At 70.0% G+C, this 25,793-nt stretch carries 21 protein-coding genes, 2 tRNA genes, 4 pseudogenes and 1 CRISPR repeat array; of the genes and pseudogenes, 23 read left to right on the forward strand and 4 right to left on the reverse strand.

Annotated features, from left to right (window positions below):
- The first annotated feature begins 205 nt into the window (after positions 1–205).
- Positions 206–694, forward strand: coding sequence for a hypothetical protein (locus tag ACEZDE_RS13170; RefSeq protein ID WP_380535846.1), 489 nt, complete (start codon positions 206–208; stop codon positions 692–694).
- Between the two features lie 176 nt (positions 695–870).
- Here the strand turns inward: ACEZDE_RS13170 and ACEZDE_RS13175 are convergent.
- Positions 871–1,287: pseudogene (locus tag ACEZDE_RS13175) on the reverse strand (hypothetical protein); the annotation flags it as partial.
- A gap of 104 nt (positions 1,288–1,391) precedes the next feature.
- On the opposite strand from ACEZDE_RS13175, the pseudogene ACEZDE_RS13180 reads away from it, so the two are divergent.
- From ACEZDE_RS13180 to ACEZDE_RS13250, 14 genes and pseudogenes are all read left to right on the forward strand, one after another.
- Positions 1,392–2,200, forward strand: a pseudogene (locus tag ACEZDE_RS13180) (IS5 family transposase).
- Positions 2,201–2,651: 451 nt separating this feature from the next.
- Positions 2,652–2,876, forward strand: a pseudogene (locus tag ACEZDE_RS13190) (transposase); the annotation flags it as partial.
- Between the two features lie 1,095 nt (positions 2,877–3,971).
- Positions 3,972–5,102 (forward strand): DNA polymerase III subunit beta, encoded by a 1,131-nt coding sequence (gene dnaN, locus ACEZDE_RS13195; protein ID WP_380535848.1) that lies wholly within the window; start codon positions 3,972–3,974, stop codon positions 5,100–5,102.
- A gap of 192 nt (positions 5,103–5,294) precedes the next feature.
- Positions 5,295–6,170, forward strand: a complete 876-nt coding sequence (gene gnd, locus ACEZDE_RS13200) for a phosphogluconate dehydrogenase (NAD(+)-dependent, decarboxylating) (RefSeq protein ID WP_380535850.1) — start codon at positions 5,295–5,297, stop codon at positions 6,168–6,170.
- Positions 6,171–6,240: 70 nt separating this feature from the next.
- Positions 6,241–7,419, forward strand: a complete 1,179-nt coding sequence (gene recF, locus ACEZDE_RS13205) for a DNA replication/repair protein RecF (protein WP_380535852.1) — start codon at positions 6,241–6,243, stop codon at positions 7,417–7,419.
- A 60-nt stretch (positions 7,420–7,479) separates the two neighbouring features.
- Positions 7,480–8,025, forward strand: a complete 546-nt coding sequence (locus tag ACEZDE_RS13210) for a DUF721 domain-containing protein (protein WP_380535854.1) — start codon at positions 7,480–7,482, stop codon at positions 8,023–8,025.
- 226 nt (positions 8,026–8,251) lie between these two features.
- Positions 8,252–10,393 carry a DNA topoisomerase (ATP-hydrolyzing) subunit B gene (gene gyrB, locus ACEZDE_RS13215; protein ID WP_380535856.1) on the forward strand — a complete coding sequence of 714 codons (2,142 nt, stop codon included), beginning with the start codon at positions 8,252–8,254 and terminating at the stop codon, positions 10,391–10,393.
- 111 nt (positions 10,394–10,504) lie between these two features.
- Positions 10,505–13,099 (forward strand): DNA gyrase subunit A, encoded by a 2,595-nt coding sequence (gene gyrA / locus ACEZDE_RS13220; protein WP_380536129.1) that lies wholly within the window; start codon positions 10,505–10,507, stop codon positions 13,097–13,099.
- A 176-nt stretch (positions 13,100–13,275) separates the two neighbouring features.
- Positions 13,276–14,145, forward strand: coding sequence for a DUF3566 domain-containing protein (locus ACEZDE_RS13225; protein ID WP_380535858.1), 870 nt, complete (start codon positions 13,276–13,278; stop codon positions 14,143–14,145).
- A 160-nt stretch (positions 14,146–14,305) separates the two neighbouring features.
- Positions 14,306–14,379 (forward strand) — tRNA-Ile (locus ACEZDE_RS13230).
- Between the two features lie 81 nt (positions 14,380–14,460).
- On the forward strand, positions 14,461–14,838 hold the full coding sequence (locus ACEZDE_RS13235; RefSeq protein WP_380535860.1) for a DUF6191 domain-containing protein: 378 nt from the start codon (positions 14,461–14,463) through the stop codon (positions 14,836–14,838).
- A gap of 231 nt (positions 14,839–15,069) precedes the next feature.
- Positions 15,070–15,201, forward strand: coding sequence for a DLW-39 family protein (locus ACEZDE_RS13240; RefSeq protein ID WP_380535862.1), 132 nt, complete (start codon positions 15,070–15,072; stop codon positions 15,199–15,201).
- A 126-nt stretch (positions 15,202–15,327) separates the two neighbouring features.
- Positions 15,328–15,400, forward strand: a tRNA-Ala gene (locus tag ACEZDE_RS13245).
- 588 nt (positions 15,401–15,988) lie between these two features.
- A CRISPR array of direct repeats spans positions 15,989–16,749; the repeat unit is 29 nt; unit sequence CTGCTCCCCGCGCCCGCGGGGATGGTCCC.
- A gap of 157 nt (positions 16,750–16,906) precedes the next feature.
- The gene (locus tag ACEZDE_RS13250; RefSeq protein ID WP_380535864.1) at positions 16,907–17,446 is read left to right on the forward strand and encodes a Uma2 family endonuclease; all 540 of its coding nucleotides are present in this window, start codon (positions 16,907–16,909) and stop codon (positions 17,444–17,446) included.
- 16 nt (positions 17,447–17,462) lie between these two features.
- On the opposite strand, the pseudogene uppS reads toward ACEZDE_RS13250, so the two are convergent.
- Positions 17,463–17,900, reverse strand: a pseudogene (gene uppS / locus ACEZDE_RS13255) (polyprenyl diphosphate synthase); the annotation flags it as partial.
- Between the two features lie 62 nt (positions 17,901–17,962).
- Between uppS and ACEZDE_RS13260 the strand changes: the two are divergent.
- Both ACEZDE_RS13260 and ACEZDE_RS13265 read left to right on the forward strand, forming a co-directional pair.
- The gene (locus ACEZDE_RS13260; RefSeq protein ID WP_380535865.1) at positions 17,963–18,148 is read left to right on the forward strand and encodes a hypothetical protein; all 186 of its coding nucleotides are present in this window, start codon (positions 17,963–17,965) and stop codon (positions 18,146–18,148) included.
- Between the two features lie 62 nt (positions 18,149–18,210).
- Entirely contained in the window at positions 18,211–19,308 is a 1,098-nt protein-coding gene (locus ACEZDE_RS13265; RefSeq protein ID WP_380536131.1) for a MerR family transcriptional regulator, read from the forward strand.
- Between the two features lie 158 nt (positions 19,309–19,466).
- Here ACEZDE_RS13265 and ACEZDE_RS13270 read toward each other — a convergent pair whose 3' ends face one another.
- The gene (locus ACEZDE_RS13270) at positions 19,467–20,276 is read right to left on the reverse strand and encodes a DUF5324 family protein (RefSeq protein WP_380535867.1); all 810 of its coding nucleotides are present in this window, start codon (positions 20,274–20,276) and stop codon (positions 19,467–19,469) included.
- Between the two features lie 203 nt (positions 20,277–20,479).
- On the opposite strand from ACEZDE_RS13270, the gene ACEZDE_RS13275 reads away from it, so the two are divergent.
- The gene (locus ACEZDE_RS13275) at positions 20,480–21,007 is read left to right on the forward strand and encodes a peptidylprolyl isomerase (protein ID WP_380535869.1); all 528 of its coding nucleotides are present in this window, start codon (positions 20,480–20,482) and stop codon (positions 21,005–21,007) included.
- 121 nt (positions 21,008–21,128) lie between these two features.
- On the forward strand, positions 21,129–21,950 hold the full coding sequence (locus ACEZDE_RS13280) for a rhomboid family intramembrane serine protease (protein ID WP_380535871.1): 822 nt from the start codon (positions 21,129–21,131) through the stop codon (positions 21,948–21,950).
- Between the two features lie 237 nt (positions 21,951–22,187).
- Here ACEZDE_RS13280 and crgA read toward each other — a convergent pair whose 3' ends face one another.
- Complete coding sequence (gene crgA, locus ACEZDE_RS13285; RefSeq protein ID WP_380535873.1) at positions 22,188–22,439, reverse strand: cell division protein CrgA; 252 nt, start codon at positions 22,437–22,439, stop codon at positions 22,188–22,190.
- A 251-nt stretch (positions 22,440–22,690) separates the two neighbouring features.
- Between crgA and ACEZDE_RS13290 the strand changes: the two genes are divergently transcribed.
- From ACEZDE_RS13290 to ACEZDE_RS13305, 4 genes are all read left to right on the forward strand, one after another.
- The gene (locus tag ACEZDE_RS13290) at positions 22,691–23,383 is read left to right on the forward strand and encodes a DUF881 domain-containing protein (RefSeq protein WP_380535875.1); all 693 of its coding nucleotides are present in this window, start codon (positions 22,691–22,693) and stop codon (positions 23,381–23,383) included.
- A 113-nt stretch (positions 23,384–23,496) separates the two neighbouring features.
- Positions 23,497–23,829, forward strand: a complete 333-nt coding sequence (locus ACEZDE_RS13295) for a hypothetical protein (RefSeq protein WP_380536148.1) — start codon at positions 23,497–23,499, stop codon at positions 23,827–23,829.
- Positions 23,829–24,473 (forward strand): aminodeoxychorismate/anthranilate synthase component II, encoded by a 645-nt coding sequence (locus ACEZDE_RS13300; protein WP_380535876.1) that lies wholly within the window; start codon positions 23,829–23,831, stop codon positions 24,471–24,473. Before ACEZDE_RS13295 ends, ACEZDE_RS13300 begins: the two co-directional genes overlap by 1 nt.
- The gene (locus ACEZDE_RS13305) at positions 24,470–25,789 is read left to right on the forward strand and encodes a class E sortase (protein WP_380535878.1); all 1,320 of its coding nucleotides are present in this window, start codon (positions 24,470–24,472) and stop codon (positions 25,787–25,789) included. The genes ACEZDE_RS13300 and ACEZDE_RS13305 overlap by 4 nt, the downstream gene beginning before the upstream one ends.
- The last annotated feature ends 4 nt before the right edge of the window (positions 25,790–25,793 follow it).

A 25,793-nucleotide genomic window follows, 5' to 3' on the forward strand; every position in this document is an offset into this window, starting at 1 on the left:
TCTTGGAAATTCGCTCAAATAGGACAATTTTCCAGAAACCCTTTCAATTGCCAGGGTAAGAATCGAGAGAACCCCATTGCAGGAAAATGCGGCGACACATAGCATCGTAGACGACGGGAGTACTTGAAGGGGACCAAAATTCCCCATATTCGCCAGTTTTCCCGTAATTATCAGAAATGTCGGAAGTAAAAATGGGGGACTTTCTATGATCAAGAGTCGACTCGTCAAGATGCTGCTCGTCGGCTGCACCATTCCGGCCGCCGTAGTGTCACTCTCCAGCTCCTCGTACGCCGCCACGGGAAGCGTGACCTGGACGAACAAGTGGAGCGGCGACATCCTGTGCACCGTCCAGGGCACCAGCGGGGTCACTGACTGCAACCTCAGCAACTCCCAGGGAGCCCACTGGACCGACCGCCAGAACAGCGACGGCAGTTGGAACGAGGTGGACCAGTGGGGTCGCTGTCTCACGACCTACTGGACCACCAATGTATATGTTGAATCGTGCAATTCTGCAGCAAACGGAACCAACAACTACGAGCGATGGGATGAGATTTCTACCGCCACCGGCTGGAAGCTCAAGAACGTCGCCACCGGCTACATTCTCGACGAGAAGGACACAGGCGGCGGCGCCTACCACTTCTACTCAAACGCAACGGACTACGGAAACAGCGACTCGCACCAGCGCTTCAAGTAAGTCTCGCCATGACCGTGTAGCAGCCCGAACTGGCGGCTTACACACGGTCATGAGGTCGGGGTCCGCTGACGCCCATGTGCACAGTCGTCTGGTCGTCGGTGGGCCCTTCTGTCGTCGAGCCAGAGTCACTTCTCGATGGTGATCTTCAGGGTTGAGCCGCTTGTCGCAGGTAGTGGCTAGTGCTGTGACTGCACAGGTTCGCCGGATTGCTTCAGGCGGCGGCCTGAAGGGAGCGTCCCCCAGCGGATGCCCTTCTCGCTGCGGTCGCGGCGTTCGGCGGTCAGGACTTCGCGATGGTGGGCGTTGGCGTTGCGCCAGCGCAGGTAGGCGCGCAGGGACCGGGTGGTTGGGATGGTCCGAGTTGGCGCTGGTGAACTGCCGCAATAGCCCGGAGTGCGCCTCGATCGGGTTGGCCCAGGATGCGTAGATGGCCGTGAAGCACAACACGACCCGATGCTTCTTCGCCCAGACGCGGGTCTCTCGGCCCTTGTACGCGGACAAGTTGTCCGGGATCACGTGGATCGGGGCGCGCCGTCAGGGTGGGCGGCGCGGATCGACTTCAACGCGGCCAGAGTGTTCGAGGCGCTCTTCTTAAGAGGCCACGCAGATAGGCGCGGGGGTGGCACCCCGGCAGCAGTACAGGCACAGGTCTTGGCGATCATGGAGTTGCGACGCTCTGTGACCACCAGGGAGACCTGTGCCTGTACTGCCATCATGGCTGACCGACTCGCTCTGGGACCAATTCGCGGTGTTGCTGCCAGAGCGCCCAAGCGTCGATCCGGCCCACCCGCTGGGCTGCCACCGCCCCGTACCAGCGACCGGATCGTGTTCGACAAGCTGCTGCAACTGCTGCGGTTCGGCTGCTCCTACCAGGCGATCGCTGACGCGACCTGCTCGGCGACCACCATTCGCAACCGCCGCGACGCATGGATCCGGCTCGGCCTCTTCGCCGGTTCAGACAGATTGTGCCCCAGTCCCTACGACCGGATCGTCGTGCTCGTGCTCGACCAGATTGCCATCGACGGCTCCATCACCAAGGCGCTCGGCGGCGGCGAGGCCGCGGGGCGTTCACCGGTCGACCGCAGCAAACAGGGCCTGAAGCGCTCAGGCATGACGGATGGCTACGGAATCCCGCTGGACCGGGTTCTGACCGGGGCGAACCGCCACGACTCGCCGCTCCTCACGCCGACGCTGGACCTGCTGGACGACCTCGGGCCACTGCCCGACGGCGTCACGGTGCACCTGGACGCAGGCTACGACTCGGACAGGACCCGTACCGAACTCACCACCCGCAACCTGCACGGCCGGATCGCGCACAAGGGCGAGAAGGCACCGATCCAGGCCAGCCAGCGATGGCAGGTCGAACACACGCACGCCTGGCAGAACGCCTTCCACCGCCTCGCCCGTTGCTACGAACGCCGCACTACGATCATTACCGTGCGTAGCTTGATGCGCCGGGCCTGGATCACCCACCGCTGGGACCACCGGCCAAGCCGCCAACCATAAGCACACACCTATCTACCCGAGCTAAAAGACAGTTGACGCCCCAGAGGGTGTCGTTGCCCACGGAGTAGCAGCCGTGGAAGTACCGCACGCCGTGGTGCGGTGGTAGGTCCGGAAGGCCGATCGGGCAGCCGCAGGCGGCGGCCCAGCCCGTCCCACCGGTAGGACGGATCCCGAGCGGGCCGAACTCGTCGAAGGCAAAATCCCGGTCGGTGAAGTGCTCGATACGGTCGAGCTTGTCGGCGCGCAGTCCGGGCACTCCTTCCAGGTCTTGGTGCGCTGGAAGGAGACGCCGCGTCGGTCCAGCAGGCGCCGTAACGCCTAGCGGCCGATGCGGATGCTTGGCCCTCGACGCGGCGCAGGTAAGGTGACGGGCTGGCCGGCCGAGCTCAGGTCGGGTGGTGGTCGTCTGGACGACAAACTCCTCGTCATCAGAACTGAGCTGGCGGGGACGGGACAGCTCCTGGTCACCTGCGGTGACAACCCCGAACGCGTCACCAGCGAGGTGCGCTTCTCCAAGCTCTGCGGCGTCGCACCGCTGCCCGCCTCCTCCGGCGAGGTCCCGCGCCACAGCCTCAACCGCGGCGGCGACCGCCAGGTCAACTCAGCCCTCCACCTGGTCGTGGTCTGCCGCCTGCACTACGACGAGGACACCAAGAAACAGGCCTCATGCCGCACCCGAGCCTCAGCCAGGACCGGCGGGAGAACGCCAACACGGCTGCCCCAGCTCACTTCTGCTCAGTGAGCAACGGTTCGCTCCCGGACAACGTGTGCTGGCAGGTCAGCCCGTCCGCCACAGAGCCTTCCGACGGCCTCAGTTGGTTCACCGAGGGGCTCTTGGCCACTCCGGGACGTTCAGCACCCAGCAAATGAGAACCTGTGCAGACGGTCCATGACACAACCGCTGCCAGCCGCAACCGCTTCCGCAGTCACCGGGCAGGCGTCCCATGCGCGCACGACCCGGGGCCCCGAGCACTTGCGGGCTACCGAACCTCCCCCGTTGTTCGAACGGAAGCGGCGGCAGGGGCTCGGTCCACAGCTGGAGCCGGTTTTCGGCGTCCACACCCTGGGGAGAGGTGAGTTATCCAGAAAGTGTCCACAGCCTCGGCCATCATGGAGACGTCTGCCCAGCTCACCTGCCTGTGTACTTGTGGGCGACTGCCGTCCACAGGCTGTGGAGAACTGAGGGGTCGTCAACCTGGCGCCAGAGTTATCCACGCGGAATCCCCAGGACCAGGGCACTTGTCCCCAGATTCGGCTGACTTCTCCACAGCAGCGTCCACAGTTCGACAACACGCATGGCCATTTCACCGTCAGGAGTGAAAGCCGTCACCGGAGGTTGCCAAAGGGGCTGGGGAGAACCGGGGTGATTTCTGGGGACACAGCTGGGGAAAACCTGGGGAAAACTCAATACCCCTGTGGGGGAAGGGTGCTACGTCCACAGGAGGGGTAGTTTTTCCACCGATCCCGTCCCCAGCCAGTGTGGACAAAAAAGCGCCTCTGAGCAGGGCTGGAATGGGTTATCCACGGTATCCACAACCCCTACTACTACTACCCAGGGAGAGAGCTCACGAGTGTCCAAAAAGCAGGTGGGTGCCCAGATCTGTGGATGACGGCTACCCGACACGGGTTCGAACCGTCTTCGCCCCATCTGCTTCGGCTGTCGGTGGAGTGCGTCAGACTGTCTCCAGCAACTGGATGGTCCCCATCCCGGGGACGGGCTCAAACCACGGGCCCGACAGGACGAGCAGTGCACAACAGGAGGCGGTTACCGGTGAAGTTCCGGGTCGAGCGTGACGTCCTCGCGGAGGCCGTGGCCTGGGCCGCGCGCAGCCTCCCGGCACGGCCTCCGGTGCCGGTGCTGGCGGGCCTGCTGCTGGCGGCCGACGAGGGCAAGCTGAGCCTCTCCGGCTTCGACTACGAGGTCTCGGCACGGGTGGAGACCGAGGCGGACGTCGAGGAGTCGGGCACGGTCCTGGTCTCCGGGCGGCTGCTGGCCGACATCTCCCGGTCGCTGCCCAACCGTCCGGTGGAGATCGCCACCGACGGCGTGCGGGTGACCGTGCTCTGCGGCAGCTCGCGGTTCACCCTGCCGACCCTGCCGGTGGACGAGTACCCGGCCCTGCCGCAGATGCCGACCGTCTCCGGCACCGTCCCCGGCGAGGCCTTCGCGGCTGCCGTGGCCCAGGTCGCCACCGCGGCCGGGCGGGACGACACGCTGCCGGTGCTGACCGGCGTCCGGGTCGAGATCGAGGGGGACCGGGTCACCCTGGCCGCCACCGACCGCTACCGCTTCGCCGTCCGCGACCTGATGTGGAAGCCGGAGCAGGAGGGCCTGTCCGCGGTCGCCCTGGTGCCCGCCAAGACGCTGCTGGACACCGCCAAGTCGCTGAGCGCCGGCGACGTCGTCAGCATCGCGCTGGCGGGCAGCGGCAAGGGCGAAGGCCTGATCGGCTTCGAGGGCGCGGGCCGCCGCACCACCACCCGGCTGCTGGAGGGCGAGTTCCCGAAGTTCCGGGCGCTGTTCCCGACCGAGTTCAACTCGGTCGCGACGATCCAGACCCCGGCCTTCGTGGAGGCGGTCAAGCGCGTCTCGCTGGTCGCCGAGCGGAACACCCCGGTCCGGTTGAGCTTCGAGCAGGGCGTGCTGACCCTGGAGGCCGGCTCCGGCGACGACGCCCAGGCCACCGAGCGCCTCGACGCCGACCTGGAGGGCGACGACATCTCGATCGCCTTCAACCCGGCCTACCTGCTGGACGGCCTGGCCGCGATCGACTCCGCGGTGGCCCAGTTGAGCTTCACCACGTCGACCAAGCCGGCCCTGCTCAGCGGCAAGCACGCGGTCGACGCGGAGGCCGACGAGAGCTACAAGTACCTCATCATGCCGGTGCGGTTGTCCGGCTGAAAAGAGCTGGAGTATGCCGGTGCGGTTGTCCGGCTGAACCGGGCCGGCCCGGGTAGGGGCACGGCCGAATCGACGCAGTCGTCACGCGAACGGGTCCTGCGCCCGGTGCCGCCAGGCCACCGGGCGTAGGCTCCCCCCTGGCGGCAAGGGCGCCGCGCGCTGTGTGCAGTCACCTCGAACGAAGGACTCGTGATGGAGCTCGGACTCATCGGTCTCGGCAAAATGGGCGGCAACATGCGCGAGCGCATCCGCCGCGCGGGCCACACCGTGGTCGGCTACGACCGCAACCCCGACCTCGCCGACGTCTCCAGCCTCAAGGACCTGGTCGCGGGCCTGTCCGCGCCGCGCGTGGTGTGGGTGATGGTCCCGGCCGGCGCCCCCACCCAGGCCACCGTGGACGAACTGGCGGAGCTGCTGGAGCCCGGCGACGTGGTCGTCGACGGCGGCAACTCCCGTTGGACCGACGACGAGAAGCACGGCACCGAACTGGCGGCCAAGGGCATCGGCTTCGTCGACTGCGGCGTCTCCGGCGGCGTCTGGGGCCTGCAGAACGGCTACGCGCTGATGTACGGCGGCAAGGACGAGGACATCGCCAAGGTCCAGCCGATCTTCGACGCGCTCAAGCCCGAGGGCGACTTCGGCTCGGTCCACGCCGGCAAGATCGGTGCGGGGCACTTCGCCAAGATGGTCCACAACGGCATCGAGTACGCCATGATGCAGGCCTACGCCGAGGGCTGGGAGCTGCTGGAGGCCGTCGACTCGGTCACCGACGTGCGCGAGGTCTTCCGCAGCTGGCAGCAGGGCACGGTGATCCGCTCCTGGCTGCTGGACCTGGCCGTGAACGCCCTGGACAGCGACGAGCACCTGGACAAGCTCAAGGGCTTCGCGCAGGACTCCGGCGAGGGACGCTGGACGGTCGAGGCGGCGATCGACCACGCGGTGCCGCTGCCCGCGATCACCGCGTCGCTGTTCGCCCGCTTCGCCTCGCGGCAGGACGACTCGCCGCAGATGAAGATGATCGCCGCGCTGCGCAACCAGTTCGGCGGCCACGCGGTGGAGAACAAGTAACTCCCGTCCACAGCCTGTGAACTGACCACACGTGTGAACTGACGAGAAGAAGGCCGGCGAGAACCAGAGCATGCACGTCGCGCATCTGTCGCTGGCCGACTTCCGTTCCTACGCCCGGGCCGAGGTTCCGCTCGACCCGGGCGTCACCGCGTTCACTGGGCCCAACGGCCAGGGCAAGACCAATCTGGTCGAGGCGGTCGGCTATGTGGCGACCCTGGCCAGCCACCGGGTCGCCGGGGACGCCCCGCTGGTGCGGCTCGGCGCCGAGCGGGCGGTGATCCGCGCCAGTGTGGTCAGGGACGAGCGGTCGGCCCTGGTCGAGCTGGAGCTGAACCCGGGCCGTGCCAACCGGGCCCGGATCAACCGCTCCGACAACGTCCGCCCGCGTGACGTGCTGGGGCTGCTGCGGACGGTGCTGTTCGCGCCCGAGGACCTGGCCCTGGTGAAGGGTGACCCGGGCGAGCGGCGGCGCTTCCTGGACGAGCTGCTGGTGGCCCGCGCGCCGCGGCTGGCCGGGGTCCGGCAGGACTACGAGCGGGTGCTGAAGCAGCGGAACGCGCTGCTGAAGTCCGCCGCGACGGCCCGCCGCTCCAGCGGCCGGGTGGAGCTGTCGACGCTGGACGTCTGGGACGACCACCTGGCCCGTGCCGGGGCCGAGCTGCTGGCCTGCCGGCTGGAGCTGGTGGCGCTGCTGCAGCCGCTGGTCCGGTCCGGGTACGAGGAGCTGGCGCCCGGTGGCGGGCCGACGCTGCTGGACTACCGCAGCTCGATGGGCGAGGGCGTGCCGCTGTCGGGGGGCCGGGAGTCGCTGTACGCGGCGCTGCTGGGGGCGCTGGGGGCGGCCCGCAAGCAGGAGATCGAGCGCGGGGTGACCCTGGTCGGGCCGCACCGGGACGAGCTGGGGCTGCAGTTGGGCGAGTTGCCGGCGAAGGGTTATGCCAGCCACGGCGAGTCCTGGTCGTTCGCGCTGGCTTTGCGGCTGGGCTCGTACGAGCTGCTGCGTGCCGACGAGGGACTGGCGCCCGGAGGGCATCCGAACAAGGGTGGTGGCGGGCTGGCGGGTGGGCCGGTGCTGGTGCTGGACGACGTCTTTGCCGAGTTGGACACCCGGCGTCGGGAGCGGTTGGCCGAGCTGGTGGCGCACGGGGAGCAGGTGCTGGTGACCGCGGCGGTGCCGGAGGACGTGCCGGAGGCGTTGGCGGGGGCCCGGTACACGGTCGCGCAGGGTGAGGTCAGCAGAATCTCCTGATGGGTTCCGGTGTCGGTGGGGCCTCGTAGGATTGCCTCTCCCCCGACGCGTGAGGCTGCTGTGAGCGATTCGACCGGTGAGGCGCCCGGTGGCGCGACCGAGGAACCCGAGCTGTCCGGTGTGGACCTGGCCCGGGTGGCGTTGCGCAATGCCAAGGAGCAGGCGCGGTTGCGCGGTGACGGCCTGCGGCAGAAGAAGGAGTCCCGGCGTACCGGGTTGCGCTCCGGCGCGCGCGCGGACGGGCGCGACCCGCAGCGGCTGGGTGCGGCGATCAACCGGTTGGTGGCCGAGCGCGGCTGGGAGGCCCCGGCGGCGGTGGGTGGGGTGATGGGGCGCTGGCCGCAGATCGTGGGCCGGGATCTGGCGGCGCACTGCGAGCCGGAGCACTACGACGAGGACGACCGGGTGCTGTCGGTGCGCTGCAGTTCGACGGCCTGGGCGACGCAGATCCGGTTGTTGGCGCCGCAGCTGGTGCGGACGCTGAACCAGGAGCTGGGCCAGGGCACGGTGCGGTTGATCAAGGTGCAGGGGCCGGTCGGGCCGACGCGTTCGTACGGGCGGTTGCGGGCGCCGGGGAGCAAGGGGCCGGGGGACACCTGGGGGTGACGGCGGGGTCACCGGGCGGATCGGCTGAGGGCCCATGTGAGCCCATCTCGCCCCCCGTGCGCGTGGTGGTACCCGTCCGACCCGGATTTCGTGCGGCACGGGGGAAGCCAGGGGCCGCCAAAGGCCCATGAGTGTCGGTCGTACCGGTAGACTGGGGACTGAAACCGCCGCTTGCGGTGACTGAGTCGAGTACCGAGGCCGCTCCGGTCCCACCCACGGGGTACGGATGCGGCCCGAGCTGTGCCAGAAAGGGCGCTTCGTGGCCGATTCCGGCGACCCCAGCCAGACCCCCGAGAACCCCCTGTCCGACGAGGCCGTGGCTGACGCCGCGACGGGCGCCGCCGATCCGGACGGAGCGGCCGCCGTGCCCGATGCCGGGACGGACGGCGCCGCTCCGGTGACCGGCTCGCTCTCGGAGAACAACACCGCCTACGACGCGAGCGCCATCACGGTGCTGGAGGGCCTGGACGCGGTCCGCAAGCGCCCCGGCATGTACATCGGCTCGACCGGTGAGCGCGGTCTGCACCACCTGGTCTACGAGGTCGTGGACAACGCCGTGGACGAGGCCCTGGCGGGTCACGCCGACTCGATCGACGTGCGGATCATGGCCGACGGCGGGGTCCGGGTGACCGACAACGGCCGTGGCATCCCGGTGGGCATCGTGCCCGGCCAGGGCAAGCCCGCGGTCGAGGTGGTGCTGACGGTGCTGCACGCGGGCGGCAAGTTCGGCGGCGGCGGCTACTCGGTCTCGGGTGGTCTGCACGGTGTCGGCGTCTCGGTGGTGAACGCCCTGTCGCAGCGGCTGGCGATCGAGGTCCGCACCGACGGCCACCGCTGGACCCAGGACTACAAGCTCGGCGCCCCGACCGCCCCGCTGGAGCAGCACGAGGCGACGACGGAGACCGGTACGGCGGTCAGTTTCTGGGCCGACGGCGACATCTTCGAGACCACCGACTACTCCTTCGAGACGCTGTCGCGCCGCTTCCAGGAGATGGCCTTCCTGAACAAGGGCCTGTCGATCAGGCTCACCGACGAGCGCGAGGGCCACGTCGACGACGACGGGGCGCCGATCTCGGTGGCGTACCACTACGAGGGCGGTATCTCCGACTTCGTGACGCACCTCAACTCCCGCAAGGGTGACGTGATCCACCCCACGGTCATCAGCTTCGAGGCGGAGGACAAGGGGCGGACCATCTCGGCCGAGGTGGCGATGCAGTGGAACACGGCGTACAGCGAGGGGGTGTACTCCTTCGCGAACACCATCCACACCCATGAGGGCGGCACCCACGAGGAGGGCTTCCGGGCGGCGCTGACGGGTCTGATCAACCGTTATGCGCGGGACAAGAAGCTGCTCCGGGAGAAGGACGAGAACCTCACCGGCGAGGACATCCGCGAGGGCCTGACCGCGATCATCAGCGTCAAGCTGGGCGAGCCGCAGTTCGAGGGCCAGACCAAGACCAAGCTGGGCAACACCGAGGCGAAGACCTTCGTGCAGAAGGTCGTGCACGAGCACCTGAACGACTGGCTGGACCGCAACCCGTCCGAGGCCGCGGACATCATCCGCAAGTCCATCACCGCGGCGACCGCCCGGGTGGCGGCCCGCAAGGTGCGGGACCTGACCCGGCGCAAGGGCCTGCTGGAGACCGCGTCGCTGCCGGGCAAGCTGTCGGACTGCCAGTCCAAGGACCCGTCCGAGTGCGAGATCTTCATCGTCGAGGGCGACTCGGCCGGCGGTTCGGCCAAGCAGGGCCGCAATCCGCGGGTGCAGGCGATCCTGCCGATCCGCGGCAAGATCCTGAACGTGGAGAAGGCCAGGATCGACAAGGTCCTGCAGAACGCCGAGGTGCAGGCGCTGATCTCGGCCTTCGGCACCGGGGTGCACGACGACTTCGACGAGTCCAAACTGCGCTATCACAAGATCGTGCTGATGGCCGACGCCGACGTCGACGGCCACCACATCAACACCCTGCTGCTCACCCTGCTGTTCCGGTTCATGCGGCCGCTGATCGAGGGCGGGTACGTGTTCCTGGCCCGGCCGCCGCTGTACAAGATCAAGTGGGGCCGGGACGACACCCAGTACGTCTACTCCGACGCCGAGCGGGACGCGGTCATCGCGGCCGGGCGCGCGGCGGGCCGCAAGCTCCCCAAGGACGACGCGATCCAGCGCTTCAAGGGCCTCGGCGAGATGAACGCCGAGGAGCTGCGGGTCACCACCATGGACCAGGACCACCGCCTGCTCGGCCAGGTCACCCTGGAGGACGCGGCCCGCGCGGACGACCTGTTCTCGATCCTGATGGGCGAGGACGTCGAGGCCCGCCGCTCCTTCATCCAGCGCAACGCCAAGGACGTCCGCTTCCTGGACGTCTGACGGTCGCTCAGACCGTTCCGACCGTCCTTGGCAGCACGCACGAGAGGAAACTGACCAGCAGTGGTCGACGACGACAACCCCACCGGTCCCGACGGCGGCGGCGAGGGCGACCTGCCCGTCGCGCCGGAGACCAGCCTCCGGATCGAGCAGGTCGAGCTCGAGAGCGAGATGCAGCGCTCGTACCTCGACTACGCGATGAGCGTGATCGTGAGCCGGGCCCTGCCCGAGGTCCGCGACGGGCTGAAGCCCGTGCACCGCCGGGTGCTCTACGCGATGTACGACGGCGGCTACCGGCCGGACCGGGGCTACTACAAGTGCGCCCGCGTCGTCGGCGACGTGATGGGCAACTACCACCCGCACGGCGACACCTCGATCTACGACACCGTGGTCCGGCTGGCGCAGCCGTGGTCGCTGCGGATGCCGCTGGTGGACGGCAACGGCAACTTCGGCTCGCCGGGCAACGACCCGGCGGCGGCGATGCGGTACACCGAGTGCCGGATGATGCCGCTGGCCATGGAGATGATGCGGGACATCGACGAGGAGACCGTCGACTTCTCCGCGAACTACGACGGCCGCTCGCAGGAGCCGGACGTCCTGCCGGCCCGCTTCCCCAACCTGCTGGTGAACGGCGCGACCGGGATCGCGGTCGGGATGGCGACCAACATCCCGCCGCACAACCTGCGCGAGGTCGCGTCGGGTGCGCTGTGGTACCTGAACAACCCGACCGCGTCCAGCGAGGAGCTGCTGGAGGCGCTGATCGAGCGGATCAAGGGCCCGGACTTCCCGACCGGGGCGCTGATCGTGGGCCGCCGCGGTATCGAGGACGCGTACCGGACCGGCCGCGGTTCGATCACCATGCGCGCGGTGGTCGAGGTCGAGGAGATCCAGGGCCGCCAGTGCCTGGTCATCACCGAGCTGCCGTACCAGGTGAACCCGGACAACCTGGCGCTGAAGATCGCCGACCTGGTGAAGGACGGCCGGGTCGGCGGGATCGCCGACGTCCGCGACGAGTCCTCGTCCAGGACCGGTCAGCGGCTGGTGGTGGTGCTGAAGCGCGACGCGGTCGCCAAGGTGGTGCTGAACAACCTCTACAAGCACACCGACCTGCAGACCAACTTCGGCGCCAACATGCTGGCGCTGGTCGACGGGGTGCCGCGGACGCTGGCGATCGACGCGTTCATCCGGCACTGGGTGAACCACCAGGTCGACGTGATCGTCCGGCGGACCACGTTCCGGCTGCGCAAGGCCGAGGAGCGGGCGCACATCCTGCGCGGTCTGCTCAAGGCGCTGGACGCGATCGACGAGGTGATCGCGACGATCCGCCGCTCCACCACGGTGGAGGAGTCGCGCACGGGCCTGATGGCGCTGCTCGACATCGACGAGATCCAGGCCAACGCGATCCTGGAGATGCAGCTGCGCCGGCTGGCCGCGCTGGAGCACCAGAAGATCACGTCCGAGTACAACGAGCTGATGGTCAAGATCAGCGAGTACAACGCGATCCTGGCGTCGCCGGACCGGCAGCGCGCGATCGTCGCCGAGGAGCTGGCGATCATCGTGGAGAAGTACGGCGACGACCGCCGTTCGACGCTGATCCCCTACGAGGGGGACATGTCGGTCGAGGACCTCATCGCCGAAGAGGACATCGTCGTCACCATCACCCGCGGCGGGTACGTCAAGCGCACCCGCAGCGACCTCTACCGTTCGCAGAAGCGCGGCGGCAAGGGGGTGCGCGGGGCGCAGCTGAAGCAGGACGACATCGTCGACCACTTCTTCGTGACCACGACGCACAACTGGATCCTGTTCTTCACCAACAAGGGCCGGGTCTACCGGGCCAAGGGCTACGAGCTGCCGGACGCCGGGCGGGACGCCCGCGGCCAGCATGTGGCGAACCTGCTGGCGTTCCAGCCGGGTGAGCACATCGCGCAGGTGATGGCGGTGCGGACGTACGAGGCGGCGCCGTACCTGATCCTGGCGACCCGCGAGGGCCTGGTGAAGAAGACGCCGCTGAAGGACTACGACTCGCCGCGTTCGGGTGGTCTGATCGCGATCAACCTGCGGACCGACGACGAGGGCCGGGACGACGAGCTGATCGGCGCGGTGCTGGTGTCGGCGGAGGACGACCTGCTGCTGGTCAGCAAGATGGCCCAGGCGATCCGGTTCACCCCGACCGACGAGGCGCTGCGGCCGATGAGCCGGGCGACCTCGGGTGTGAAGGGTATGAGTTTCCGTGAGGGCGACGAGTTGCTGTCGCTGAGCGTGGTCCGCCCTGGTACGTATGTCTTCACCGCGACCGACGGCGGTTACGCCAAGCGGACGAAGGTGGAGGAGTACCGAGTTCAGGGCCGCGGCGGGCTGGGAATCAAGGCTGCGAAGATCGTCGAGAACCGGGGCATCCTGGTCGGCGCCCTGGTGGTGGAGGAGACGGACGAGATCCTGGCCATCACCTTGGGCGGCGGAGTGATTCGCACCAGGGTTTCCGGAGTTCGTGAAACCAGCCGTGACACCATGGGCGTCCAACTGATCAACCTGGGTAAGCGGGACGCTGTCGTCGGCGTCGCCCGCAATGCCGAGGGCGCCGGTGAGGACGACGAACTCGACGAGACCGGTGAGGACGGTACCGGTGGAGTCGGCAGCGGTGACGAAGCCGGTGCTAGTGACGACGTCGGTGCCGGTGACACGGAGCAGACGGACACCGCGTCCGACTGATCGGTGGACGGCGTTGGGCGAAGCGCCGCGGTGTGGCGTACGGTCGGGCCCTGACGGGAGTCGGGGCCCGGTCGGCCGCTGCGGGGTCGGCCCACGACCGTGCCGGCCGGCACGGCTGACAGACGAATACTGACCAGGACCGACCGGTCCTGGTGGGGAACTGCGGGAGGACCAGGGTGAGTGGAGCCACGGGCGCGAACGGCGGTGCCGGGAGCGGTGCCGCGAAGCGCGGAGGCCCCGGGCCGAACGTGCCCCAGGGCGGGGCGGGGGTCGGTCCGGCCGACCGCGCCCCCGGGTTCGGGCCCGCGCCGTCCGGACGGGACGCGGCGGGCACGACCTCGATGATGCCGACGGTCCAGGCCGCGGCGCCGGGCGGGACGCCGCCGCGTGCTCCGGCGGTGGGCGGGGCTCCGCGCCGCCGCCAGGGCGGGCAGCAGGGCCAGCAGGCGAAGCAGGCCGCCGCGGCGTCCGTTCCTTCGGGTCCCGCGGCTCCGTCGGCGGCCCCTGAGCGTCCCGGGTACTCCACGCCGACGACGTACCAGAAGGGCCAGCCGACGCCGCCGCGCGGCACCACGCTGCCGAAGGGCGCGGCGGGCGCGGGCGCTCCGGTGGCGGGTCCTTCGGGTCGGCCGTCCGGTGCCCCGGTGTCCGGTCCGGCGGCGCCGCCGTCCGGGCGGACCCGGCGGGCCCGGCTGCGGATCGCCAGGACCGACCCGTGGTCGGTGATGAAGATCAGCTTCCTGCTGTCGATCGCGCTGGGCGTGGTGACCGTGGTGGGTGTGGCGCTGCTGTGGATCGTGCTGGACACCGCCCAGGTCTTCAGCTCGGTCGGCGGCACGGTGAAGCAGGCCACCGGGACGGACCAGAACGGCGGGTTCGACCTGCAGTCGTTCCTGTCGTTCAGCCATGTGATGACGTTCACGGCGCTGATCGCGGTGATCGACGTGGTGCTGTTGACGGCCCTGGCGACGCTGGGTTCGTTCATCTACAACACCGCGGCGGGTATGACCGGCGGTGTCGAGCTGACTCTCGCCGAAGAGGAGTAGTCCGCGCGGCGCGTCCGTCCTGCGCGCCGTCTTGCGCGCCGTCTGTGCGTCCGCGCGGGCGTCCCGGGGGTGTTTCCGCACCTCCGGGACGGTGCCGCGGGGAACGGATTTGGGCAGAGCGACATCGGTGCGCTAATCTTTCAACGCGACGCAGCAGCGAGCGCCTATAGCTCAGACGGTTAGAGCGCTTCCCTGATAAGGAAGAGGCCCCAGGTTCAAGTCCTGGTAGGCGCACCGCAGTCCAGAGGCGGACACCGGAGACGGTGTCCGCCTCTTCTGTTTTCTTTCGCCCTCCGGTGGAGGAGGATCACCCGTATGCCCGCACTCTTCGCGATGACGATCCCCGGTCTGGTGTGCCTGCTGGCGTTGGTCGCGCTGGTGGACCAGCTGGCGCTGCGGGCCGGGCGGGCGCGGTGGATCCCCTGGCGCGGCACCGGCCGCGAGGGGCAGGTCTCGGCAACCGGCTTCGAGCAGCTGCACGCGGCCTTCGCGGCCGGCAAGCAGCGGCAGCTGGACGAGCGGCAGAGCGCGCTGGTGCTGCGCGACGAGGAGGGGGACGGCGCCCCGCCGCGGACCCGGGTGGACCTGGACGGGGGTCGGGCCGTGGTCCGGCTGCCGCGGGGCGGCGCGGAGGCCGCAGGGCGGGGCGGCGTAGGCGGCGACGTGCTTGACCGGGGGCTGAGCCGCGGCTGAGCGCGGGGGCCGTGACGCGCTTGGCCGCGGGCTGAGCCGAGGACTGAGCGCGGGCTGAGCCGCGGCTGAGCGGGCGTCAGGGCGGCTTCCGGGGCGGGCGTTGGGGCACGTGGGCCGTTCGGCGGAGCCCGAGTTGCGGTCCGGCGCGGGTGTGTATCATCGGCCGGGAAGGACGGCGGCCCGTTCCGGCCGCCGCCGCTCAGTACCGGTACAGAAGGACGAGGTCGCGCGGTGAAGAAGCTTCTCCTGGTAGTCCTGGCTGCTCTTGGTGGGTACTTCGTGTACCGCCAGGTCCAGGCGGACCGCGCCGAGCAGGACCTGTGGACCGAGGCCACCGACGCCGTCCCGGTCGGCTCTCGCTGAACCGTCCCGCCGTACGCCTGCGGCGGTAGCGGCACGGAGGCGGCCTGCGGCCGAACAAACCCAGGTCAGGGTTTGGTCCGGGAACCGGTACCCTGGTGCGCGGTGGTTCTCCCGCAGCGCCGCCGAGGGGCCTTAGCTCAGTTGGTAGAGCGCCGTCTTTGCATGGCGGATGTCAGGGGTTCGACTCCCCTAGGCTCCACTCCTATAAATGCCCTCCAACCTGCGGAAACGCGGTTTCGGAGGGCATTTTTCGTGCCCGCGGGAGGGCACGGCCGGCCGTGCCCACCAAGAGCTCGGGGGTTCAAGCTTGAACGCCGTCTGCTCCTGTTGATCCTTCGGGTTGCCTGAGATCACCATGCGTTTGACCTGAGGAAACACGGGTCCGTGTGTCGCCTTGGCGCACTTGGGTACGCACGGGGCTTCCAGGGGACAGGGGCGGAGCGTACTCTCTGGGACCTTCGTGCCTTCCCTTGGGACTGGCGAGCGGGCCGGAGTCCGGAGCGGTAGCGGTGCGAGCTCTCGGCGTGAAGTCCGAAGCGATGCGCTGGCCCGTACGATGGCGGTGTCCGTGAGCCGCTGGGGAGGCGCGCGATGAGCACGATGTACCCGGAGTACGCGCAGTGGCTGCGGCAGGTGCGGCGGTCGACGAAGCTGCCCGAGCGCCTTCGCTTCTACGGTCGATAGGATCCAGAAACCGATGCTTAGGCCAGTTAGGCCCGTATTGTCGGGATTCATGAAAGTGCTCGATTGCTGCAGCACTCCCGGATGAACCCGCAGGTTATGCAGTCTGCTCCCCGCGCCCGCGGGGATGGTCCCGCCGGCACCCTGTCCTCCGACGACGCCGAAGACTGCTCCCCGCGCCCGCGGGGATGGTCCCGGCGGTCGCGAGACGGCCGGATTCGTCGCCGTCTGCTCCCCGCGCCCGCGGGGATGGTCCCCCTCCTACACTGATCCAGCACCCACGCACCTCCTGCTCCCCGCGCCCGCGGGGATGGTCCCAGCACGTGACGCCGACAGTTGGGGACGGATCGCTGCTCCCCGCGCCCGCGGGGATGGTCCCTTGAGCTTCGGCCAGGTGACCGGGCCGGGCCACTGCTCCCCGCGCCCGCGGGGATGGTCCCGCGAGGCGCACGATGTTGGCCTGCGCGGTCGTCTGCTCCCCGCGCCCGCGGGGATGGTCCCACTCTCGACCAACTGGAGCGAACCGCTACCGACTGCTCCCCGCGCCCGCGGGGATGGTCCTGCACCATGGACAGCGTCGGCATCGGACAGCAGCTGCTCCCCGCGCCCGCGGGGATGGTCCCGGCTACCTGCCGGGCATCTGCGTCTACGACACCTGCTCCCCGCGCCCGCGGGGATGGTCCCGAGATCAGCGAGAAGTGGGGCAAGCCCTACCTCTGCTCCCCGCGCCCGCGGGGATGGTCCCGAGTGCACCGTCCCAGCGTTGACGTGCCTCAGCTGCTCCCCGCGCCCGCGGGGATGGTCCCAACGGGCCCGAGCTGCTGGCAGACGCACCAGGCTGCTCCCCGCGCCCGCGGGGATGGTCCCGTCCGGGAGGGGTCATCTTCGGGGATAGTCGGCTGCTCCCCGCGTCGGCGCTGCTGCGAGTGGTCGAGCGGCTCTGCCCCCGAGGTGAGCGGCCGGGATGTCCTGCCCCTGCTGCCGGTCAGCCCATATCCTGAGGGTCCGCGGAAAGGAGAGGGCGATGAGCGTTGATGCGGTCATGCACACCGAGTTCCCTGAGGGCTACACGGTTTTCTTCGGCATCGACGGGAAGGTGCTGATGACTCCGCGGAGCTTCGAGCACTCCAGCACGATCAAGTCGATGCAGATCGACTCGCTCTCGCTCGGACGCCACGCGAAGACCGCGTCCGACGTGTATCTGGACTTTCCCGCTGACGAGAACTCCGCGCCGGACTTCGCGATCCTGCGGGAGGACGCGCAGAGGCAGGGCACGCGCTACAGCTTCGAGGACGTTCTGCTGATCGCGGAGGTGGTGTCGGTCTCCTCCGCGCGCAAGGACTACGACGACTGCACGGCCAAGTACGGCCGGTACGGTATCCCGGTGTACGTGGTCGTGGACCCGTACACCGCGGAGGTCGTCGTCCACACCCAGCCCACGGGCAGCGGCTACACCGCGAAGCACACCCATGAGTACGGCACCGGCAGGCTCCCGATCGAGCTGGCAGACGGACGCACTTTCACCGTCGACTTGGACGAGCTTCCCCGGCCCGAGTCTGCCTGACGGGCCTGCTGATACGTCAGCGGAGCCCCGGATCGAGCTGCTCAGGCGGATGGCGGTTGACTGCCGCTATTCGCCCGTAGCGGCGTTCTCTGGCGCCGAAGCTGCGGACGGCTCGGAGGAAGTCGATCTCGCGGAAGGCAGGCCAGTACGCCTCGCAGAAGTACAGCTCCGCGTAGGCGCTCTGCCAGAGCAGGAAGTTGGACATGCGCTGCTCGCCGCTGGTGCGGATGACGACGTCGGGGTCGGGTTGTCCCGCTGTGTAGAGGTGCCGTGCCAGGTCCTCCACGGTCAGGTTCGCCGCGATGTCCTGGATGCTGTGGCCGGCTGCGGCGTACTCGTCGAGGAGGTCCCTCATCGCGTCGATGACCTCCTGGCGGCCTCCGTAACCGACGGCGAGGGTGAGGTGCGCTCCGGTGGCGCAGTCGCGGGTGGCCTCGACCGCTTCCTTGAGGGCGGTGGCGGTGGAGCCCGGACGCCAGCGACCGCTGCGACTGACGGCGCCGGCCGGTCACGTACGTGCTGCGGCAGGCGGAGGAGGCGGACCGGATCCTCGGCCTGCAGCGCAACGCGCAGCGGGCCGCCGAGGCAGGCTACGTCAGCGCCCGAGCGGCTCAGCTGTGGCTCGACGGCCTCGCCGAGGCGCCGTTCTTCGCCGCTGTGACGTCCTATGTGGTGGTCGCGGATCTTCCGGAGCAGCACTGACGGCTCTTGACCCTCACGTGGCGTCAGGCGTCATAGTCGTCGGCGTGGAGGATCACTGGACGGTGGGGCGGGTGGCCGCGTTGGCGGGGGTGAGCGTTCGTACGCTGCACCACTACGACACGGTCGGGCTGGTCCGGCCGTCGGCGCGGACGGCGGCCGGGTACCGGGCCTACTCGGCGGGCGACGTGGAGCGGCTGCGGGAGGTGCTGGCCTACCGGCGGTTGGGCTTCGGGCTGCGGGAGGTCGCCGAGCTGGTCGGTGACCCGGGCACGGACGCGGTCGCGCGGCTGCGCCGGCTGCGCGGCCTGCTGCTGGAGCGGCGCGACCGGGCCGGAGCCATGGTGACGGCCATCGACAGGGAGCTGGAGGCTCGGGCGAAGGGACTGCGGGTGACACCGGAGCAGCAGTTGGGGATGCTCGGCGCACGGCTGTACGACGCGATCGGCGGCGCCTACACGGCGACCCGGCGCACCGAGCCGCGGTTCGCCGCACAGATCTGGGACGCCCTCGGGGACGCGCGGACGGTGTTGAACGTGGGGGCCGGGACCGGCTCCTACGAGCCCGCCGACCGGGAGGTGACCGCGGTGGAGCCGTCGGCGGTGATGCGGGGGCAGCGGCCTCCCGGCTCGGCGCCGTGCCTGGCCGCCGCCGCGGAGAGCCTGCCGTTCGAGGACCGGTCCTTCGACGTGGCGATGGCCGTCTCCACGGTGCACCACTGGGGGGACCCGCTGGCGGGGCTGCGCGAGATGCGCCGGGTGGCGCGGCGGGTGGTGGTGCTCACCTTCGACACCGACGAGCCGGGGTGGCAGGACCGGTTCTGGCTCACCCGCGACTACCTGCCCGAGTTCGCCGCCGTCCTCGCGGAGTTTCCCCCGCTGGCCGGGATGGCCGACGCGATCGGCGCCCGCGCTGAGCCGGTGCCGGTTCCGTGGGACTGTGCCGACGGCCTCTTCGAGGCGTACTGGCGTCGGCCGGAGGCCTATCTGCAGGAGCGGGTGCGCCGGGCGGTGTCGGTGTGGACCAGGGTCGGGCCGGAGGTCGAGCAGCGGGCGGTGCGGAGCCTCGGCGACGACCTGGACTCCGGCCGGTGGGCCGAGCGCAACGGCGGGCTGGCCGACCTCGACGCGGCAGACCTCGGCCTGCGCCTGCTCATCGCCTGAACCGCGGCGGGTCGGCCGGGCCGGGGGTGCGTCAGCCGGGCCTGGGGCGCAGGCTCGGGGCGCGGGCCAGGGCGGAGGCCGGGCGACGTGAACGCGGGCCCCGGCCGGTCGTCACCGGTGGGGCCCGCGTTCGGGTGTGCGCCGTCGGGCGTCGGGGGTCAGGCGTCGTCGGCCGGGTCGCCCAGTTCCTCGGCGTCCTCGGCGACGTCCTTGGCACGGGCGGCCTTCTTGGCACGGGCGGCCTGTTCGGCCTGCTTCGCCTCGGCGGCCTGCTTGGCCCGGACCTCCGGGTCCAGCGGCATGGTCGAGCTGGTGGCGCCGGCCGGGGTGGAGCGGGGCGGCAGCGGCGTCGACGGCGGCTCGACCAGCCAGTCCGGGTTGCTCTGCTTCTCCCACCACTTCCAGGCCGCGAGGCCGCCGCCGGCCAGCAAGCCCAGCGTCCCGAGCACGACCAGCCTGCGGCCCCAGCGCGAGCGCCGGGAGCGGGAGTGCTTGGCCGCCAGCGCCTCGATCTCGGCCAGGCTGACCTGCCCGCGCAGCACCGGGAGGGTGGCCGCGCCGCGCTCCCTGGCCGCCTGCGCGGCCAGCGCGGTGGCGTGCGACGCCTCGTCGAAGGCGTGGGCGACGGCGGGCACCGCGGTGCGCCTGGCCTGCCTGGCCGCCCGGCGGGTCCGCACCGCGGCCCTGGCGACGGCGTCCTCGACGGACGGCGGCAGACTGCCCACGGCCTGGTCCCAGAGCGGTGCCACCCGCGGCGCGACACGGCTGTCCACCGTGTGCTGCGCGGCCTGCTGCGCCGTGAGCGCGGCCACCCGGGCCTGTTCCACGGCGGAGCCGACGTGCGGGGCCAGCCGCTGCCACGCCTCGTCGGTGTAGTGTGCTGCCGCGTCCCGTGCGCTCGCGGCGTAGGGGGCGAGCTGCTCCCGGGTCTTCCCGGCGGCCTCGCGCGCTGCGTCGATGCGGGTCACCTGTACCTCCTCCTCGATGGCGTCACCTGTTCACCTGTCCACCCAGTTAAGGATCATGCGCGCCGGAACCTGCCAAGGCGCGCCGGAACGGCCCCGGGCCTTCCCTGCATCCTGCTCCTTTGCGCCGCTTTGTGCAGGGCGTGGGAGTATTCGCTGTGTCAGAGCTGTACGCGGTAGTACGCAGGACTGCAGGAAGGCGCATCGTGGCCGAGGAACTGTTCGCCACTCTCACGACCAACCACGGGGACATCGAGGTCAGGCTGTTCCCGAACCACGCCCCGAAGACGGTGGCCAACTTCGTGGAGCTCGCCGAGGGCTCCCGGGAGTGGACCGATCCCCGTACCGGCGCGAAGTCCGAGGACCGGCTGTACGACGGGACGGTGTTCCACCGGGTCATCGCCGGCTTCATGATCCAGGGCGGGGACCCGCTGGGCACCGGCACCGGCGGCCCCGGCTACCAGTTCGGCGACGAGTTCCACCCGGACCTGTCCTTCGACCGCCCGTACCTGCTGGCGATGGCCAACGCGGGCCCGGGGACCAACGGTTCGCAGTTCTTCATCACGGTCGCCCCGACCACCTGGCTGAACCGCAAGCACACCATCTTCGGCGAGGTCAGCGGCCAGGCCGGGAAGGACGTGGTGGACGCGATCGTGGGCACCAAGGTCACCCCGTTCAACGACCGCCCGGTCGAGGACGTGGTGATCCAGTCGGTGCGGATCTCGCGCCGCTAGGTCCGGTCCGGATTCCGGTGGTGGGCCGTTCCGGCGGTATCTTTCGGGCCCGGGGCACGGCACGCTTGAGGTGTCGCGCCCCGGGCCCGGAGCACGTCCGGACGCCGGCCGGAGGAACAGGATGGACATGACCGCCACGCAGCCCGAGTGCTACCGCCATCCGGGACGGGAGACCGGGGTCAGCTGTACCCGCTGCGAGCGGCCGGTGTGCCCGGAGTGCCGGGTGGACGCCGCGGTGGGGTTCCAGTGCCGGGACTGCGTGCGCGGCGCGGGCGCCGGCACCCGGGTGGCCAGGACCGAGTTCGGCGGCGGCCTGGTCAGGGACGGGGCGCTGGTCACCAAGATCCTGATCGGGATCAACGTGGTGGTCTGGCTGCTGGGCTGGAAGGTGCTGTCGACGGCCGAGCTGAACCGGCTCTACCTGTGGGGCCCGGGGGTGGCCGCCGGCCAGTGGTACCGGGTGGTCACCTCGGTGTTCCTGCACACCTGGCTGCCGCACCTGCTGATGAACATGTGGTCGCTGTGGGTGCTGGGCCCGCCGCTGGAGCGGCTGCTCGGCCGCTGGCGGTTCCTGGCGCTGTACCTGGTCTCCGGGCTGGCCGGCTCGGCGCTGGTGCTGCTGGCGGCGCCGCAGACGTTCACCCTGGGCGCGTCCGGGGCGATCTTCGGGCTGCTGGGGGCGCTGCTGGTGATCCAGCGCAAGCGCGGCGGCGCGCTGGGTCCGATCGTGGCCATCGTGGTGGTGAACCTGGTGGCGACCTTCTCGATCCCGGGGATCAGCTGGGAGGCGCACATCGGCGGCCTGGTCGCGGGGCTGCTGATCGGGTTCGGCCTGGCCCACGCGCCGCAGCGGAACCGGGTGCTGGTGCAGGCCGGGACGGTGCTGGTGGTGCTGGCCGCGGTGCTGGTGGCGACCCTGGCCGGGGTGGCCGGGCTGAACTGAGCGCCCGGTACCAACGGCGTTCGAGACTACCGGCGTTCGAGCGGTTGTCCACAAGGGGTTCGCACGTCCGTGCGAACCCCTTGGCTTCACCCTCGTCTACCCGTGTCCACCTGCGCACTTTCCGTCGCGGGTGGACACGGTCGGCGGCGTTCCGGTCGCTGTGGAATCAAGTTATCCACAGATAGTCATGGTTTTCCCCACTGTGGATAACCATGTGGACAACGATCGGTCAGCCGCTTACTTCCACTGGGTGGAGACGCCGAACCCGCCCGCGATGAACGCGAAGCCGATCACGATGTTCCAGTTGTGGATCGCCGAGATCGGCCAGGCCGCGCTGGTCACGTAGTAGACGACGATCCAGACCAGTCCGATCAGGAAAAGCGCCAGCATGAACGGGGCGATCCAACTGCGTCCCGAACTCAGCCTCACCGCGGTCGCCGTGGCGGGCGGGGTGTAGTCCGACTTCTTCCGGATACGGGACTTCGGCACGAGGAGCACTCCTGTCGATGCGCTGCGCTGCATGGGCCCGGGGGCACCTGCTGAGCTGTGGGTTGTTCTGGAACGGTGGCACGGCGCCGGTGGCGCCGCATACGTCTCCAGCGTCCGTTAGCGTAGTGGCTCGCGGAGTCAGAAGGAGATAAGGGTACGTGGCAGATTCGGAAGAAGTTCCGCCTGTGACCGAACCGTCTCCAGGACGACGCCCAGGGGCCGTCCGAATTGTCGGCCGTATTGCGACATGTATGGTCTTCGCCCTGGCCGGCTTTCTCTTCTACACCAGCGGCAGGGCCGCCCACGGCACCTCGCTGCGCAATGACGACACCCTGCTCCGGCTCTCCGACGTGATACAGCAGCGGAGCCAGGAGAACGCCGCGGCGGAGAAGTCCGTGGCCGCGCTGCGGGCCCAGGTGGACGCCCTCGCCGCGAAGCACGCGCAGAATCCGGCCGACGTCCAGCGGCTCGGCGTGCTCGAACAGGCGGCCGGTCTCGATCCGCTGTCCGGGGCCGGGGTGACGGTCACCCTGAACGACGCCCCGCCCGGGGCCACCGCGAAGATCCCCGGCGTCCCGCAGCCGCAGCCGGACGACCTGGTGGTGCACCAGCAGGACCTGCAGGCCGTGGTCAACGCGCTGTGGCGGGGCGGCGCCGACGGCGTCCAGGTGCAGGACCAGCGGCTGATCTCCACCAGCGCGGTGCGCTGCGTCGGCAACCAGCTGATCCTGCAGGGCCGGGTCTACTCCCCGCCGTATGTGATCAGGGCGGTCGGCGACCGGGCGAAGCTGAACGCCTCCATCGCCGCGGACCCCTCGCTGCAGGTGTACCTCCAGTACGTGGCCGCCTACGGGCTCGGCTGGAAACTGCAGCAGTCCGACACCATGAAGCTGCCCGGCTACACCGGCACGGCGGACCTCCAGTACGCCAAAGTTCAGCAATGACCGCGCGCCAGTGACCCACCGGGGCGTCCCGCGTTGGGAGGATCAAACGACGGGCGCCCACCGCGCCCCGTACTCTGGTGCGGCGGCGAACGGAAGCGGAAGGAGGGACGGCGATGTACGCCTGGATCTGGAACCGGCTGCCCGGGAACGCGGCGGTACGGGCGGTCCTGTCCCTGCTGCTGTTCCTCGCCGTCGTGGCCGCGCTGTTCACCTGGGTCTTTCCCTGGGCCGAGCCGCTGCTCCCGTTCAGCGACGTCACCGTGGACAACGGGACCAGCGGGGTGCAGCAGAGCGGGACGCCGTCGCCCTCGCCGGACTCCACGCCGTCCGGCGCGGCGAAGCCGGGCGCGGGCACCGGCAAGCCGACTGCGCCGACCATCGACGGCGCCGCCCTTCCGACGTACGTCCCGCGCGTACCGTTCCCGCCGACCGGAGTTGTTGCCTGATGACCGCCCGCATCCTCGTCGTCGACAACTACGACAGCTTTGTCTTCAACCTGGTCCAGTACCTCTACCAGCTCGGCGCCGAGTGCGAGGTGCTGCGCAACGACGAGGTCGCGGTGGAGTCGGTCACCGCGGGCGGCTACGACGGGGTGCTGCTCTCCCCCGGTCCCGGTACGCCCGAGGAAGCCGGGGTGTGCGTGGACATGGTGCACCACTGCGCGGAGGCCGGGATCCCGGTGTTCGGGGTGTGCCTCGGGCTGCAGTCCATCGCGGTCGCCTACGGAGCGGTGGTCGGCCGGGCGCCGGAGCTGCTGCACGGCAAGACCTCGGCGGTGGCGCACGAGGACGGCGGGGTGTTCGCCGGGCTGCACTCGCCGCTCACCGCGACCCGCTACCACTCGCTCGCGGTCGAGCGGGACACGGTGCCGCCGGAGCTGGCGGTCACCGCGTGGACCGACTCGGGCATCGTGATGGGCCTGCGGCACCGTGACCTGCCGGTCGAGGGGGTGCAGTTCCACCCCGAGTCGGTGCTCACCGAGGGCGGGCACCGGATGCTCGCCAACTGGCTCGCCGAGTGCGGCGACCCGGGGGCGGTGGACCGCTCGGCCGGGTTGGCCCCGGTGATCGGCCGGGTGGCGGTCGCATGACCGCGCTGCGTCCGGAGCGCGGCAGCAGCGGCGGGCCCTGGGACGACGACAGGGACGGGGACGAGGACGAGGAGACCCGGCAGCTGAGCGTCTACCGGCCGGAGGGCGAACCGGAGGCCGCGGAGCGGGAGTCCCTGACGGGGCAGTCGCCGATGGGACAGTCGCCGACGGGGCGGGCGGGGCAGGCAGAGCAGGCGGCGGCGGGCGAGGCGGTGCGGCAGTCGCCGGGGCCGGGCTTGGAGCCGGTGCAGCCGCCGATCCAGGCGTCGGAGCGGCTTCGGGACGACGACGTGGTCGAGTCCTCGGACACGCTGACGCTGCGGGTTCCGGCCTCGGCCTTCCAGCGGCCGGTGCCGGACGAAGACGTTCCCGAGTCCTCGGACACGCTGACCCTGCGGGTCCCCGCCTCGGCGTTCCAGCCCGCGCCCGCCCCCGCGCCGGAGGAGGCGCCGGTCGCGATCGGCGGCCGGGCCGAGCGGCGTCGGGCCGAGCAGCAGGCGCGCGGGTGGCGGGGCGCGCTGCCGGGCGGGTCGCCGGGCGGGTCGCGGGGCAGGAGCAGGACGGCCGGTCAGGCCGCGCGGCAGGCCCGGCCCGCACGGCCCAAGGAGAGCGTCGGGATCATCGCGGTCCGGGTGCTGGGCGAGCTGTTCATCACCCTGGGCGTGGTGATGTTCCTGTTCGTCGCCTACCAGCTGTGGTGGACCAATGTGACGGCGGACGCTTACGCCAGCGGCAGCGCCAAGTCGCTGGAGAAGCAGTGGGACCCGGGCGGCGGCGCCGGGACCGGCACCGGCTCGAAGGACCACCCGCCGTACCCGTCCTCGATATCCCACGACACCAAGTTCGCGATCATCTACATTCCCAAGCTGGATGTGATGACCCCGATCGCCGAGGGCGTGGACAAGGACTCCATCCTCGACAAGGGTCTGGTCGGGCACTACACGGGCGCCCAGGAGACGGCCTTCCCGTGGGACTCGTCCGGCAACTTCGCGCTGGCCGGCCACCGGAACACGCACGGCGAGCCGTTCCGCTACATCAACAAGCTGGTCCCCGGCGACAAGATCGTCGTGGAGACCGCCTACGACTACTACACCTACACGGTGACCAGTTCGCTGGCGCAGACCTCGCCGACCGACGTCAGCGTGATCGAGCCGGTGCCGCCGGAGTCCGGTTTCAAGCAGCCGGGCCGCTACATCACGCTGACCACCTGCACGCCGGAGTTCACGTCCAAGTACCGGATGGCGGTGTGGGGGAAGCTGACCCAGGACCTGCCGAAGAGTTCAGGTCAGAAGCCCCAGGCACTGCAGACCGGCTGACGCG

Source organism: Streptacidiphilus cavernicola (assembly GCF_042510955.1).
Taxonomy (GTDB): Bacteria; Actinomycetota; Actinomycetes; order Streptomycetales; family Streptomycetaceae; genus Streptacidiphilus; species Streptacidiphilus cavernicola.